This is a genomic window from Terribacillus jepli (assembly GCF_047228925.1).
Taxonomy (GTDB): Bacteria; Bacillota; Bacilli; order Bacillales; family Amphibacillaceae; genus Terribacillus.
The window spans coordinates 107275-121634 of record NZ_JBFEGH010000005.1 but is presented as its reverse complement, the minus strand read 5'-3'; the positions used below and the strand labels follow the sequence as shown (position 1 = coordinate 121634).

Below are 14360 nucleotides of genomic sequence, written 5' to 3'. Positions count from 1 at the left end.
TCCCTCGCTCTGCCTGTTTTATACTTAAACCAAGACTCCTTTTTCCTGTAATACCGGAGTGATTTTTTCTTCAATTTCTTGTTTGGATACAATGTTTCTTAAATAAACAATTCTTGTTTGCTGAGGATCAATAGCGAATTTCTCGAATTGTGATTGAAAGTTTTGTGCTGTAATAATAATGTCCGGCTTCGCCGAGGCAGCAGAAGATATATCTCCATGATCCAATCTGGCTTCCACTCCTAATCTAGTCAGCACATCTTCTGCCGCCATTTGACATGCAAAGCTGCTTCCCAAGCCTGCCCCGCAAACAAATAAAATATTTAACTTCTTCATATAATCTCATCCTCTTTTAGTAGTTTTTTTGACTTCCATAAAGCACATCGTTAAACATATCTGTATCTTGTACTGCTATTAACCTCTTGATTTTCTCTTCATCATTTATCAAATCAATCAAATTTCTCATTACATTTAAGTGCGAATAAGAATCTACGGCAGCCAAACAAAAAACAAGTCGTACCGGATCATTATCCGGATTGCCAAAATATACTGGGTCCTTTAAAGTCATAACACTAACACCCAATTTATTCACTCCATCTTCCGGTCTCGCATGTGCCAAAGCTAAATGTTTACCGACAACTATATAAGGTCCATATTCTTCCACGGATTTAATCATGGCAGTTATATAGCTTTCTTCAATAGCTTCTTCTTTCATCAAAAGATCGGCAGCTTTCGTAATTGCTTCTTTCCAGTCCTTGCATTCTTGATTCAATAAAATATTGGAACTTTTCAGGATATCCTGTAGCATTGGCTGTATCTCCCTTGTGTTAATTTTTAAATGGTGATTCTTAAATGTTTCTTCTACTTTCAGGTAACTTTCTTTTGTCACTTTGCCGCCGCTATCAATAATTAACGTTAAGATATCCTGCATCAGTTCTGTAGCATCTAAGTTATTGGGGATTATCCTTCGTTTATCTTTGTTTTTGAGTAAAAAGGCTTCTACTTCTTTTTTATCGCTTTCTCGCAGAATCGGATTGAGTATCAATAATGGTTTTCTTTGATATTCGATCGGAATGGTAGTGAAAACTAGATCCACATCGAGCTTGTCAATGAAACTTACTTCATGGGAACTCAATACAGCAACAATATCTATATTGAAATGCTCTTTCAGATTGGCAGCCAATAGCCTTCCCGTTGAAAGCCCATGACTGCAAAGTACAACTGCCTGATATACTGCTCGTTTCTCCTGTTTCATCGAGCTAGCAGAAGTTGAAAAGTAAACAGTTAAAAATCCTATCTCATCTTCTGATAATGGTTTCTTGGTGTGTTCCTCGATTTGCTTTTTAAAGCGCGTTACTGCCTCATATATTTCGATATAAGATTCTTTAATCGTATCTTTCAAAGGATTGGATGCTTGAATGTCGTTTTTGGCTCGGCTCAATAATCCTGTGATATGCTTATATAACCCTTCATACAATTCTTCTTCTCGCTGTGAAAAAGGAATACCAGTTACTTTCTCTACATGCTCGATCAATTGAATTGCTAACAGTTGTGCAGTGATCCAATCGATTGAGTTGTTCATATCTTTTGGATTAAATGATTCTATGGCGAGTGTAATATAATTCTTCTCGACCAATGGAGGGTCCAGATCAAAATCCCTGCAAAGTGAATGAATGAAATCCCCGATAGGCCCTTTCCGTATCTGATTTTTTACTTTAGCTGACTCACTTATGGTGTTTCGTTCTTCCATACGGCGCCGCCAGATTCCTAAATACAGAAGGACTTGATTTCGGTACATGTAATTAATTTCAATCTTGGACTTTACCAGAACTTCATCGTAGTGCTCTGTGATGATGCCAATAGCTTGTTGATCTAAATAATTCAGTACTAATTGATCGAGAGTTGATACTGCAACTTCTGAAATTTTGGAGCTTAGCAAAGCATCGATATCTGCCATGCTTGTAATGACACTGTATAACATCGATCTTATCGAGCGTTCATCCCCCTGCAATACAACTCCCTGCTTCGGCAAACTCACTACAGAAATCCCATGATTTTTCAAAAACAAACGAAGCTTCCTCATATCTTCATCCAGTGTACTTTTTGAAACCTGTAGCTTTTCTTCCATTTCATAAAGGATGGTAGTATGCAATGGATTTACAATGTCCAGAAGCAGCGCAAGAAAACGTTCATTAGGACGGTAATAATCTACCGTTCTATCATCCCCAATTTTTATCAGTAAATCTTCGCGTTCCTTGGCAGAGAGATTTAATTTCAACCCCTTTCCTCTTGCTGTTTTTATCGTCGGATAATTATTTTCAGCCAAAAAACTGTTAATTAAGGTTAATTCATTTCTTACAGTACGTTCACTAATGGAAAACTCTGTACTTAAATCCTTACATGTCAAAAAGGAATTAACTGAAGAAAATCTAGTAAGTAATCGTTGCGTCCTTTCTTTCATGGAATGTAACCCCTTTCACGATTTCATTATATGTGGTGGAATTCAGGAAGTTTAGTGTATGTTTTTGCAACTTGAACTTGCAAAAATGCAAGCGCTTAAAATTATATGTATTCTATGTATATATTTCCTCCTGACTAGTCGGCATGAATATAACACTCTATTTACAATGCGTTTCAGCAAAGAATTTATGGACATATTTTTTCCCATAAAAAAAAGCCCTCACGGAGAGGGCTTGTCGAATCAATTTTTAGTTCTATCTTTCGTTTTCACTCGTACCTGGTATACGATCAGCAAGATGATGAACCAGACAGGTGTAACAAACAAGGATACACGAGTATCTTCAGCCAATGCTAAAACAACAATGACAAACGCCAGGAATGCCAAAATCAAATAATTCGAGATTGGTGCAAACGGCATTTTGAACTTACTGTTTTTTGCAAGCTCCGGACGTGTCTTGCGATATTTCAAATGGGCTAGCACCGTAATGCCCCAGATGAAAATAAAGCAGACTGTCGAGATGCTCGTAATCAAGGTGAAGACACCTTCAGGTATCACATAGTTGAGAATGACCGCAATCAGGATGACGATGATGGAAAAGAACAAGGCGTTCCTCGGTACTTGGCGGAAATTCAGCTTCTTGAACGGCTGCGGTGCATGTTCTTCCTTGGCCAAGGAGTAAACCATACGACTTGTACTGAACACAGCACTGTTACAAGCCGATGCAGCTGATGTCAATACGACAAAATTGATGATACCCGCAGCTGCTGCGATGCCGACTGCTGTGAAGACTTGGACGAATGGACTTTCCGCCGGATTGATTGCATCCCATGGATAAATACTCATGATAACGATGAGCGCACCAATATAGAATACAAGAATCCGAATCGGGATATTGTTGATTGCTTTCGGAATGACTTTCTCCGGATTTTCTGTTTCCCCGGCTGTCAGACCGACCAACTCAATACCGACAAAAGCAAACACAACCATCTGGAATGATAAAATAAAACCATGGATTCCGTTCGGGAAGAAACCATCGTGATTCCAAAGGTTTGCGAAGCTGGATGGACCAGCATCCGTTGAGAATCCGCGGATTATCATGAAGACACCAACCACAATCAAAGCCAAAATAGCGATGATCTTGATCAAAGCAAACCAGAATTCCATCTCACCGAATAGTTTTACAGTAGCTAGATTCATGATCAGCAGGATGACAAGCGCAACGAGACCCGGCATCCATTGCGGTACTTCTGGGAACCAAAATTGCGTGTAAATCCCGACGGCCGTCAAATCGGCCATTGCAATGGAGATCCAGCAGAACCAGTAAGTCCAGCCCGTAACAAAGGCGGCACGATCACCGAAGTAATCGCCGACAAAATCAACAAAAGATCCGTAACCGAGGTTGCTCAGCAAGATTTCTCCTAACGCTCGCATAATAAGAAAACAGAAAATACCAGTGATTAAATACGCAAATAGAATGGATGGTCCAGTTAGATGGATTGATTTGCCGGCACCGAGGAATAATCCCGTACCAATAGCCCCGCCAATCGCGATCAATTGGACGTGCCTGTTTTTCAATCCTCTGGCTAACTTTTCTTCAGCCATATGTATGCTCCCCTCTTCCTTCATTTCGAGCATGCAACATGTGTCGTAAAGCCTTGACTCAAAATAAGTATACTAGTATATAGTATCCGAACGGGTAGAAGGGTGCAATAATCATATTTTTCTAAAACTTAACTTTACAAGGAAGGATTATAGCCTATTTTTGTGCTTCTTTATAAAGTATGCTCCGACGATCACCAGGTAGATAACTAGTGTTACAGAAGTAATGACTAGTGAAGTAGTCCATATCACTCCTATCAAGATAAGCAGTAATGCTATAATTGCCAGCCATGTCGTTATCGGAAATGCTTTGACGTGATATGTTGTTTTATCAGGCTGTACTTTCCGCGACTTTAGGTGGGCAAAAGCAATGATCAGCCAGATGAACAGAACCGTGTAGCCAAGCGATCCCATCAAATAATCGAATGTCTTACTTCCTACGAATAGCGAAATCAGCACTCCTATATATAAAAATGATGTACAGACAAGAATAGCCACGACCGGCACCTGCCGTTTTGACAGCCAAGCGAACCGTTTCGATATTCTCCCATCCATTGCCTGTGTATAAAGAACTCGTGATGAGCCATAAAGTCCTGAATTCATGGATGAGATGATTGCCAGTAAAATGACAGCATTCATGACATGATCGGCACCCGGGATTCCGATAAGCTGGAAGACCAGCACGAAAGGACTTACTGCCGAACTATTCACTTCATTCCACGGAATGAGACTTACAATGATGAAAAACGGAAACAGATAGAAAGCGATGATTCTTGTCAGTGTGCTGCGCACTGCTTTTGGCACGACTTTTTCCGGATTTTTTGTCTCAGCCAAGGTCACTCCGATGATTTCTGTTCCTCCGTAGGAATAAATGACAACTAGCATAGCTGTGACCAATCCCCCAGCGCCATTCGGGAAAAAGCCGCCATGTGCTGTCAAATTATCGAATCCAGGAGCTGTGTGATCACCGAATGAGAATAACAGCAAGACGATACCAGCCAGAATGAATAGAATGATGACACTTATCTTGATCAACGCCAGCCAGTATTCCGTCTCAGCGAACGCTTTTACCGAGAATAGATTGACTGCTGTAACAAGTACTGCAACAATCAGCGTCAGCAGCCATACCGGATAATCAGGCAGCCAATATTGCAGGAAGATAGCCGCCACGACAGCTTCTGCAGCAATATTCAACACCCACATCTTCCAATAAATCCAATCAAGGAAGAATGCCGGAAACTTTCCGATGCTTGCCTGGACCAAATCACGGAATGTCCTTGCTTCCTTATTCTGGACTGCCATTTCCGCAAGACCTTGCATGACGAATAAAAGGATGATGCCTCCAATCAGGTATGCAAAAATGACGGCAGGCCCAGCCAAATCGACAGCCGAGCTCGATCCTTTGAATAAACCGGCGCCGATTGCACCGCCCAATGCCATCATCATGATATGGCGCGCTGTCATGGTGCGTTTTAATCCATGTTGATCTTTCTTCATGATTGTTACCTCCTGTTTGTTCTCTAGCATTTCCCAAAAGAAAAAAGCCTTCCGTCTCTTTCCATCCTGGTTGGAAAAGAGACGGAAAGCTTCTTTGCTTTCCGCGGTACCACTCTGATTGGTTTTCAATAAACCCACTTTATACCTTGTAACGAAGGTCACTCGTCAAAACCTAAAGAATACATCTGTCAGTTCTGCTGCTCCAGGGTGAGTTCGAAAAAGGGCACAGTCTGCGTTTCACCAACCCGCAGCTCTCTATGGCCATGCCAGTCTTTCTACTACTCCCGTTCGTCGCTTTTGTTAAAATATTTCGATCAATTTCGAATTAATCCTAACTATAAGCGCAGCCGAATAGTTTGTCAACATTTCTTACAAATTAATTGACTTGAAGCTTCACTTTCCCCAACTGACCGAAATCGGCTTCATAGCTCCCTTTTCCTAATGGAATGGGTGAAAGGAATGTCCCGGAGCTGATTGCCATACCCTTTTTCAGGGATTTGTCCTTGTCGGCTAGCTTCTGTGTCAGCCATGCAACCGAGGTGACCGGATTTCCCATTACTTCCGTAGCAAATCCTGTACCAACTTCCTTGCCGTCATGCATCAGCGTAAGTTTGATTTGCTCCACTTCAGCTAGTGTCAAATCGTCTCTTCCTTTATCGGAAACAACCACTTTTCCTGTTACACCATTATCACAAATCAAATCCATCAGCTGGAATTTCGGGAACCAATCGGCGAAGCGGGAGTCAGGAACCTCTATGCCTGCAGACAAAACACTTTTCTCCAAGATTTCCTCCTCTTCTGCTCCGATACTCAAATCCTCTTTCAGAACAAAAATGATCTCCGGTTCGAGTAAAGGCGACATCATGGAAGCAAGCTCTAGTTCTGTATCACCTGTATGTATCGTATCTTCGAACAAGGTGCCATAAGCTGGCTCCGTCGCTCCGAATAATGCCTGCGTGGCTGGACTTGTCATACTGATTTTATGACCTTTTCTCTCTTTTCCTGCACGCCCTTCCCTCGCCGAAGCAAATGCCTCTTGCACTTCATAGGCTTGTTCCGCCGTGAGCGCATATTGGCGGCTGATAAAATCTATCGGTTCCCTCGTTTCATACACTGCAAGCAGTCGTCCTGCTAATTCTTCTTTATCAACTTCTTTTATCTGTTCAGCCATCTTTCCCTCTCCTTTTATTAGAATTATCTGATTTATAAGATTATATTATATGAACAATATTATAGCTAGGGAATTTCTGGTTTGTATAAAAATCACATACTTCTTTTTTCAAGAAATATAGACTATCCAATATCCAGGTTGGAACCCCCGTAATATTGATCATAAAAAACACCTATCCACTGATAGGTGCTCCTTTTTCGCTTTATTTTTCAATCACTTTCGCAGATGTCACATTCGCCAGATTCACCACTTCTCCTGCTGCCCCGAACCAGCCGTTCTCGCTTGCTTTTATTTCATTTACCACATGGACATAGGATCCTGACTGATAGTCTGTGAATGTGTATTTCTCCCCGCCAATAAACGTAAACTCTACATCAAACTTCTCCTGCACGAATAGTGCCTCCTTTAGAATTTATCTTCTTAAATGAATTTCCCCTTGCTTGCTATGTTAAACGCTTCTTTTTTGGTTGACGCAATATTCAATACTTATGATGGGAACGTGTTATTCTTGGTAAAACATCGAGATCAAAGGATTAATACACAAAGTTGGTTTTTCGTTTAAGATAAAAAGCGATGAGCAGTAAATTCGGTACCCAGCATATCCAGGCGATATACGGATAATAAACTTCATAGAGGGAAGGCCCGAAAAGTAGCATGAATATCCCCAGCCATATGCGTAAGGTCACAGCTGCGAATGTCAGACTGTAATTGATCATGGTCCAGCGTCGATGCTGGGCTATTTTTCGTTGGACGGCCGCTCTGACTGCAAGAAATACAGTAATCAGCCACAGGATGGCAAGCATTCCAAAGCCAAATTGCGCGATTACTCCCCCGGTGGCATAGTAAGCCAGATACAGGCCAGATAGTCCCCCTCCGGTTACTCCCGCTGTGTAGAGATAACCCATTCGCTTGTGAAGCTTATCCTTCTGCTTGTTTCGATTCATAAGCAGAAAAGGTCCAAGTACGAGCGCGAAAATACTGGTGACAATATGAACACCAAGCATCCACTTCCACATACTCGATAGAACCTCACCAAGGCTTAATTTCTGCAAAATGAACCCTGCCTTATCCAAACCTATGATTCCATATTGAACAATCGAATAACCCGCAATCCCGACAGCCAGCACTATTACAGCACCCATTCGGACCCTTTTCATCATCATATTGTTTGTCCTCCTCTTTTTACCAGTGGTCAAATGCAACTATAATAAAAGACCATTCAAATGGTCTTTCTTAAAAAATCGACATACCTTCCAGCTGCTTTCGCTGCTGCTTCAAAATTTGCTGCGCGATGCAAATGAAGAGATACAAATCCATGAAGTGCAAGAAATATCGAATAAATTTCTCCATTCTGCGGATTAATGCCGCCTGCTTCTTTTACGGCTGCTTCAAATCGTTCAAAGCTTTCTGTCGCAGGTCGCTGCATCAAACTATCCATTTCATTACTTTTCAGCATAAACATCAGCTCATACTGATGCGGATAGTCGAGCCCGAATCGGATGTATTCCAAGAATAAATCCTGCACCTTATCGCCCTCTTCTTGCTGCATGATTCGATCAATAACACTATTCAGTTCTTGAAAATAATAGTCAAGCACTTCAGAGAACAACGCAGTTTTATTCTTGAAGTGATAATATAATGCACCATGGCTGCAGCCTAAATGCTTGGCAATTTCCCGCATCGATACTTTTTCATATCCTTGTTCGATGAATAGCTTCCTGGCCTGCTGTATAATTTTATCTTTTGTTAATTCCGCCATTTCAATCTCCCTTTTTGACCAGTGGTCAATTGGATTATATGCAATATAATTTGTTTTGTCTACCATATTCTGAAAAGTAGAATATCCCCTTTTATTCGACACTTTCTCTTATAGAACTACAATTTATCCCTCTATAAAGCCATAATCAAAGCCCTTACATATAAATAGGACAAGTATAAAACGAACGGAAGGAAGATGCTGAATGTTCCTAAAGAAGAAATGTATCTCCATCTTACGTGCTTTTAAGAAAGGTGATCCCGGCGGTGCTTCCATTCTTTACATGCGTTATCTCCAAATATCTACTGTTAAATTGTTTTCGCTCGCAGCCCTACACCCCGTTAATCATTAGACTATCCCACAAACAGGCATTTTTCGTGTACAGAGACTAACGATTATAAATCAATATACAGAAGACTCCCAATAAGGGAGCCTTCTCACTTTAGAAATCATATTCCGCTTCTTTTTTCGCTCGCACGGCTGCTTGGGCATCCGCCAAATCAAAAGCATCTTCAACCAGTCGCTGAAGCCGGAAATGTACATCATCATTAATGATTTTCCCGTTCAGGAAATCCTTTTCTTCTATGAATACGTAGGAAGATACTAGATGCGCCTTCATATACGAAAGGATTGGCTTGAGCTGCTGCTCTGCCACAAGGAAATGTCTGGCCGAACCGGCAGTTACCACGATACCTGCAACTTTATCACGTAACGCTTGTGTCGGCAGGAGATCAAATATATTCTTCAGCGTTCCCGGGATCGAGGCTTGGAAAATCGGCGTACCGATAAATAGGATGTCCGCTTGCATGATCTGCTCGGTCACATATCCTGTATCACCTGGGTAATCCAAGTAGTTTCTCCCATCGCTGAACTGAATCTCATAATCAGCCAAATCCAATAAAATATGTTCCGCATCTGGATAGGCTTCGATCATTTCTTCCCACAGTAAAGACAATGCATTTTTTGTCTTTGACCCGACAATTGAGCCGGATATACCTACCACTTTCATTGCTCAGCGCCTCCCTGCTTCGTATATTTCTTGATAGCCGGCAAAATCTCTGTACCGATATACTCGATATTCCGCTCCATTTTCTCGAAAGGTACACCGCCGAAATCAAGCTGTGCCAAGTAACGCTGATGCCCGAATTGCTCATGCTGGTAAAGAATTTTCTCAATGATCTGCTGCGGGCTGCCGACATTGATGATGCTGCGATGATCTGCTCCTTGAGCGAATAGCTGTTTTGGGAATCCTTGGCCATTTGTCTTTTTCATGCCTTCATTGATGTGCGGATAATAATCGCGCAGTGCTTCTTGTGTCGTTTCAGCAGCATAGAAGAATCCTGTCGTTGCCACTGGCAGCTGGGCTGGATCGAATCCACGTGCTGTCAATGCTTCCCGGTAAGCATCTATTGTTTGTTTGAATACGCTAGCTGGTCCGCCTAGCATTGCCACTGTCATCGGGACTCCGGCATAGCCTGCTTTTATGGCACTGACTGGCGTTCCTCCAACAGCACGCCAAATCGGCAGAGAGCCGTTGACTGGTCGCGGCAGTACCTCTGCGTTTCGCAGAGGTCTGCGGAATTCACCACTCCAATTTATGATTTCTTGCTCGTTTATTTGAAGAAGCAGATCGAACTTTTCCTCGAAGAGAGCCTCATAATCATGCAGGTCATAGCCTAGCAGTTCAAACAGCCCGACTCGGGATGCACGGCCGGCAATCAGTTCCGTCCGTCCATCCGATAGAAGGTCGATCGTTGCAAAATTTTCATATACACGAACTGGGTCCGACGTACTGATGATAGTTGAGGAACTCCCGATTTTGATATTTTCTGTTGCCTGCGCAATTGCTGCCAATATGACAGCATGGGCCTGGGATGCAAAGTAAGGCTGATGGCTCTCACCAACACTGAAGAAATCGATTCCCGCTTGATCTGCCAGCTGTGCCAGACGAACGATCTGCTGAATTCTTTCCTTGGCAGAGATGCGTTCTCCTGTTCGTGGATCTGCCAAATGATCCCCTAATGTGTATATTCCGAATTCCATACCTTTACTTGGATCAATGCGATATTTTTCCATAATACTGTCTCCCTATTCTTTATCGTAAAACCATTATCCTCCAAAGCTCACTTGTTGGAAAGTACGCACTTGAAAGTGGTATAGTATAGAAAAAGATACTGTGGATTGGGGGATATGAAAATGAAGGATATACCTGAAGAAATTGAGCCAGAAATGTGTAAGGTGACGGATGCGCTCGGAATCCTCGTTGGAAAATGGAAACCAGTCATCCTGCTGCATTTGCTTAAAAATGGTACGCAGCGCTTTAACGAACTGAAACGCAGTTTACCCGGTATCACGCAGAAGATGCTGACAAACCAGCTGCGTGAATTGGAAGAAGAAGATATCATCGAGCGCAAGGTGTACGCACAAGTTCCTCCAAAAGTCGAATATTCCATTACAGACTATGGCAGAAGCCTCGAACCGATTCTGCATGCAATGCATGAATGGGGAGCCAAGCACACGATTCATAAACAATCAAAGAAACACGATCAAGCAGAAGCTAAATAAATAAAAAAGATGAACTGTCGCCAGTTCATCTTTTTTATTTATGCTTGGTTTTTCAAACGTGCCGCTGCTTCTTTCACTTGTGCAAGACCAGCTTCAACGATAGAAGCTGCTTCGTTAGGAGAAGCGTTATGTCCTTCGATGATCACTTCGTCGATGATTTCCATTCCGAAGATACCACCGAAAACATTGCGCATGTAGTTAACAGACATATCCATTGTGGAAGCTTCAGGTGTAGAGTATACACCGCCGCGTGCGTTCAGGAAGATTGCTTTTTTGTCTGTCATCAATTGGATCATGTTGCCTTCTGCATCATATTTGAATGCAAAGCCAGCAGCATAAACGTAATCGATGAATGTCTGCAATTTAGCAGGAATCGTCAAGTTCCAAAGCGGGAACGCAAATACAACAACATCAGCCGCTGTCAGAAGATCCATCGCTTTTTGTTTAGCTGCCAATAGACGCTGCTCTGTATCGTTCAATTCCGCACCGTTTTGCACTTTACCAAAAGCATCGAACAACTCTTGGCCGAAATATGGTGTATCCTCTGCGAATACATCATAAGTAGTGACAGAAAGATTTTCTGCACCTTCAATTTCCTGCATGAAAGTTTCATACATTTTACTAGAAATCGCCTCGGAAGCCGGGCGGTTATTTGCTTTGACTATTAATACGTTCATTCTGTAAAACCTCCGTTATTCCCCATTCAGGATTCGTATTCCCCCTAAATCCCCTAACATCTATTATTAATTTTTTTATCTAAAGCAGCAAGTACGCACTTTAAAGTGGCATAGTATCTTTTATGATACTATTGGGAATGGCAGCAAAAAAAGCAGCCGATTCAGGCTGCTTTCACTTTAGTCCTTTTTATCCTGATGCAGTGGCGGCGGGATCAACCAGCCTTTTTCCTTCAACAGCTTCAAGAATTTTGCACCAAGCATTGCTTTATTTGTATGGAACTGTCCGAACATCATTCCCACATCTTCCCTGATCGACTGCCCCATCATCGTACTGCAGCTGACAAGTCCGGCAGCAATAGCGGCCGATGCAGTGGCTGCCACATCCGGGTCAATGAAGCGTGCGCCGACCGGGATCGATTCAAGTTCCACTTTCGGCGGTTCCGGTGCTGCCGGAGGCAGGGCAACCCCATTTGCCTTCAGTATTTCTGAAACCTGCTTGACCTCTGCCTGCCCTCCATCGATTGCTTCCCCGATCAATTTCTTCAAATCATCATCGCCAACATGATTCAATAGCATCTGATGATTGGCGATCATTTTATTACCCGTCAGAACAAACGTCCACAAACCGTATACTTCGCCATAATGCAACGGCTCATCCTGCGGGTTTCCGCTCAAAATTCCCATCGTCATCCTCCTAAACAAGTTCATACTCGTGCCGCCTTTCCCTTGCACACTGTTAGAATTACCAGTTTTACCGAGTTTATGTAGATGTTTAAGAATGTCTTTCATCAGGTAAAAAGAATGGAAAAGTGTTGACGACAATGGATATACTTCTGCTCTAATTGCACTTGCTATTTTGGAATTTGGACAACACTTGGAGGGCAAGAGGCGTTATGCCCGATTACGATTGCTGAATGGTCAATAACAGACTCCGGCATGCCTTCCATTGCGTTCGCTTATTTAATAAATGTAGTGTGTGCAGTGAATACAAAAGGGATATGCAAGAAAATGCCCCTTTCAAAACATCAGTCCAGCTGTTGAGGAGGTTCAGGCTGATGTTTACCCTTGATTTCTGAAAACAGATTGGATGCTGCCGTTTGTGCCGGCGGAGGGCTTGGGTTACTTTGATTTCCTTTTAAGATTCCTTCGATCATCTCTTTTAGTTCGGCTACTTCCCCCTTGGTTGCTGGTTGTCTATTGTCTTTCAAAAGATAGCCCAGCTGACCGCTAGGCTCAACAGTGGCCCACATAACATCTTGAATGGTGGAAATCCCTTGCTGCCGGAGACGCATTTCCAGCTTATCCACGGATAATTTCAATTTTTGAAGTGTTTGTACGTCTAATTGTCCATTCTCAATGATGACTTTTGCTCTGCCAGTAAAAAAGGATTCTGCCTTATCCCATTTTAATTGGATATATTCAATGACATGCAATGTAAAAATTAAAATTGCAGCAATGCCAAATGTCCCCCAAAGGTTTTTCCCGCTCACTGGCTGGATCAGCAATGTACCAATCGATATCATGATGACGGTTTGGGAAATGGTCATCTGAGAAATGGACCTTCTCCCCGAAAACCTGATCAGTAATATACCAACGATAATAATAAGGACAGCTTTCCAAATAACGTTCCAATCCAATTTCAACTCACCTTCCACAACCTTCGTTTCTCTTAACATCTCCCTTCAAACCAAAAAACATGCTTGAAATCTAAAAAAGCCAGCCCTTATAGGCTGACTCTAATTATCAATGAGCATTTTTCAATTGAATGATTCCTTTACGAAGCGGTGTCACTGGTCTGCCAAGCAATTTTTCAAAATCATCGCTTGCTACTTCAAGGGCCCCTTCCCGGATTCCTTTTTGGATATCGACGAGCATCGGCAGAAGGAAATCAGGTACACCAGCTTCTTTCATGACTCCTGTATAAGCTTGGTCATCGACTTGCTGTACTTGAACATCTTTGCCAAGGACTTTTCCTACTTCGGCGGCTATTTCTTCTTGGCTAAGGAGTGGTCCGGACAGCTCATAGATTTTGTTTTCATGACCTTCTCCTGATAGCACGGCTGCCGCCGCTTCCGCATAGTCCTGCTGCAGAGCCCAGCCAACTTTCCCGTCTCCCGCAGAAGTCACCCACGGTGCACCTGCAAGCACGCCTTGAATACTTGCTGCTTCGTTCTCAAAATACCAATTGTTGCGCAGGAAAGTGTAAGGAATACCTGTATCCATGATGGCTTGCTCTGTTGCCTTATGCGTCGGGGCCAAGAACAAATCGCTCTCCTGTGCATTCACCAGGCTAGTATAAGCAATGAATTTCACATTCGCCTTTACAGCTGCTTCCACTGCTTGTGTATGCTGGCGAATCCGTGTTTCGTTGTCTCCATCTGCAGATATGAGCAAAAGACGATCTATTCCGGCAAATGCTTCATCCAGTAAAGCAGGTTCATCAAAATCCCCACGACGGATTTCCACTCCTTGAGTACGAAGAGACACTGCTTTTTCCGGGTTGCGGACACTTACCGCAATGTCCTCTGCCGGAACTGTTTCCAGCAGTTTCTTTACAACTTTGCTGCCAAGCTTACCGGTGGCGCCAGTTACTAGAATTTTCATATGTATAACCTCCATATAGATGTAATTAACGCA

15 protein-coding genes and 1 other annotated feature are annotated in these 14360 nt (G+C 42.6%); of the genes, 1 reads left to right on the top strand and 14 read right to left on the bottom strand.

All coding sequences use genetic code 11. The features are described from left to right. Window positions 1–24: 24 nt before the first annotated feature. From AB1K91_RS07700 to AB1K91_RS07655, 10 genes are all read right to left on the bottom strand, one after another. A complete protein-coding gene (locus AB1K91_RS07700; protein WP_413089191.1) occupies window positions 25–333 on the bottom strand; it encodes a PTS sugar transporter subunit IIB in 309 nt (102 codons plus the stop codon). A gap of 16 nt (window positions 334–349) precedes the next feature. After that, a complete protein-coding gene (locus AB1K91_RS07695; protein ID WP_413089190.1) occupies window positions 350–2458 on the bottom strand; it encodes a BglG family transcription antiterminator in 2109 nt (702 codons plus the stop codon). A gap of 240 nt (window positions 2459–2698) precedes the next feature. After that, entirely contained in the window at window positions 2699–4060 is a 1362-nt protein-coding gene (locus tag AB1K91_RS07690; protein ID WP_413089189.1) for an amino acid permease, read from the bottom strand. A gap of 147 nt (window positions 4061–4207) precedes the next feature. Next, window positions 4208–5554, bottom strand: coding sequence for an amino acid permease (locus AB1K91_RS07685; RefSeq protein ID WP_413089188.1), 1347 nt, complete (start codon window positions 5552–5554; stop codon window positions 4208–4210). A 74-nt stretch (window positions 5555–5628) separates the two neighbouring features. After that, window positions 5629–5855, bottom strand: a binding site (T-box leader). 75 nt (window positions 5856–5930) lie between these two features. Then, a complete protein-coding gene (locus AB1K91_RS07680) occupies window positions 5931–6725 on the bottom strand; it encodes a 2-keto-4-pentenoate hydratase (RefSeq protein ID WP_413089187.1) in 795 nt (264 codons plus the stop codon). 202 nt (window positions 6726–6927) lie between these two features. Continuing rightward, entirely contained in the window at window positions 6928–7116 is a 189-nt protein-coding gene (locus tag AB1K91_RS07675; protein ID WP_413089186.1) for a hypothetical protein, read from the bottom strand. A 142-nt stretch (window positions 7117–7258) separates the two neighbouring features. Further along, window positions 7259–7888, bottom strand: a complete 630-nt coding sequence (locus AB1K91_RS07670) for a DUF2306 domain-containing protein (protein WP_413089185.1) — start codon at window positions 7886–7888, stop codon at window positions 7259–7261. A 56-nt stretch (window positions 7889–7944) separates the two neighbouring features. Beyond that, the gene (locus AB1K91_RS07665; protein ID WP_413089184.1) at window positions 7945–8484 is read right to left on the bottom strand and encodes a TetR/AcrR family transcriptional regulator; all 540 of its coding nucleotides are present in this window, start codon (window positions 8482–8484) and stop codon (window positions 7945–7947) included. A 439-nt stretch (window positions 8485–8923) separates the two neighbouring features. Beyond that, window positions 8924–9490 carry an NADPH-dependent FMN reductase gene (locus AB1K91_RS07660; RefSeq protein WP_413089183.1) on the bottom strand — a complete coding sequence of 189 codons (567 nt, stop codon included), beginning with the start codon at window positions 9488–9490 and terminating at the stop codon, window positions 8924–8926. Continuing rightward, window positions 9487–10557 carry an LLM class flavin-dependent oxidoreductase gene (locus AB1K91_RS07655; RefSeq protein WP_413089182.1) on the bottom strand — a complete coding sequence of 357 codons (1071 nt, stop codon included), beginning with the start codon at window positions 10555–10557 and terminating at the stop codon, window positions 9487–9489. Before AB1K91_RS07655 ends, AB1K91_RS07660 begins: the two co-directional genes overlap by 4 nt. A gap of 120 nt (window positions 10558–10677) precedes the next feature. Between AB1K91_RS07655 and AB1K91_RS07650 the strand changes: the two genes are divergently transcribed. Beyond that, entirely contained in the window at window positions 10678–11046 is a 369-nt protein-coding gene (locus AB1K91_RS07650; RefSeq protein ID WP_413089181.1) for a winged helix-turn-helix transcriptional regulator, read from the top strand. Window positions 11047–11084: 38 nt separating this feature from the next. Here AB1K91_RS07650 and AB1K91_RS07645 read toward each other — a convergent pair whose 3' ends face one another. The 4 genes from AB1K91_RS07645 to AB1K91_RS07630 form a co-directional block, all read right to left on the bottom strand. Further along, on the bottom strand, window positions 11085–11723 hold the full coding sequence (locus AB1K91_RS07645; protein ID WP_413089180.1) for an FMN-dependent NADH-azoreductase: 639 nt from the start codon (window positions 11721–11723) through the stop codon (window positions 11085–11087). Window positions 11724–11900: 177 nt separating this feature from the next. Next, window positions 11901–12407, bottom strand: coding sequence for a DUF3231 family protein (locus tag AB1K91_RS07640; RefSeq protein WP_413089179.1), 507 nt, complete (start codon window positions 12405–12407; stop codon window positions 11901–11903). A 341-nt stretch (window positions 12408–12748) separates the two neighbouring features. Beyond that, window positions 12749–13399: a DUF421 domain-containing protein gene (locus AB1K91_RS07635; protein WP_413089178.1), complete on the bottom strand. Its 651-nt coding sequence runs from the start codon at window positions 13397–13399 to the stop codon at window positions 12749–12751. Window positions 13400–13466: 67 nt separating this feature from the next. Continuing rightward, window positions 13467–14327 (bottom strand): SDR family oxidoreductase, encoded by an 861-nt coding sequence (locus tag AB1K91_RS07630; protein ID WP_413089177.1) that lies wholly within the window; start codon window positions 14325–14327, stop codon window positions 13467–13469. Between the last annotated feature and the right edge of the window lie 33 nt (window positions 14328–14360).

Excerpts from the sequence above, each read along its gene's own strand:
- AB1K91_RS07700 (WP_413089191.1), bottom strand. The coding sequence starts at position 333 with ATGAAGAAGTTAAATATTTTATTTGTTTGCGGGGCAGGCTTGGGAAGC.
- AB1K91_RS07695 (WP_413089190.1), bottom strand. The coding sequence starts at position 2,458 with ATGAAAGAAAGGACGCAACGATTACTTACTAGATTTTCTTCAGTTAAT.
- AB1K91_RS07690 (WP_413089189.1), bottom strand. The coding sequence starts at position 4,060 with ATGGCTGAAGAAAAGTTAGCCAGAGGATTGAAAAACAGGCACGTCCAA.
- AB1K91_RS07685 (WP_413089188.1), bottom strand. The coding sequence starts at position 5,554 with ATGAAGAAAGATCAACATGGATTAAAACGCACCATGACAGCGCGCCAT.
- AB1K91_RS07680 (WP_413089187.1), bottom strand. The coding sequence starts at position 6,725 with ATGGCTGAACAGATAAAAGAAGTTGATAAAGAAGAATTAGCAGGACGA.
- AB1K91_RS07670 (WP_413089185.1), bottom strand. The coding sequence starts at position 7,888 with ATGATGATGAAAAGGGTCCGAATGGGTGCTGTAATAGTGCTGGCTGTC.
- AB1K91_RS07665 (WP_413089184.1), bottom strand. The coding sequence starts at position 8,484 with ATGGCGGAATTAACAAAAGATAAAATTATACAGCAGGCCAGGAAGCTA.
- AB1K91_RS07660 (WP_413089183.1), bottom strand. The coding sequence starts at position 9,490 with ATGAAAGTGGTAGGTATATCCGGCTCAATTGTCGGGTCAAAGACAAAA.
- AB1K91_RS07655 (WP_413089182.1), bottom strand. The coding sequence starts at position 10,557 with ATGGAAAAATATCGCATTGATCCAAGTAAAGGTATGGAATTCGGAATA.
- AB1K91_RS07650 (WP_413089181.1), top strand. The coding sequence starts at position 10,678 with ATGAAGGATATACCTGAAGAAATTGAGCCAGAAATGTGTAAGGTGACG.
- AB1K91_RS07645 (WP_413089180.1), bottom strand. The coding sequence starts at position 11,723 with ATGAACGTATTAATAGTCAAAGCAAATAACCGCCCGGCTTCCGAGGCG.
- AB1K91_RS07640 (WP_413089179.1), bottom strand. The coding sequence starts at position 12,407 with ATGGGAATTTTGAGCGGAAACCCGCAGGATGAGCCGTTGCATTATGGC.
- AB1K91_RS07635 (WP_413089178.1), bottom strand. The coding sequence starts at position 13,399 with ATGTTAAGAGAAACGAAGGTTGTGGAAGGTGAGTTGAAATTGGATTGG.
- AB1K91_RS07630 (WP_413089177.1), bottom strand. The coding sequence starts at position 14,327 with ATGAAAATTCTAGTAACTGGCGCCACCGGTAAGCTTGGCAGCAAAGTT.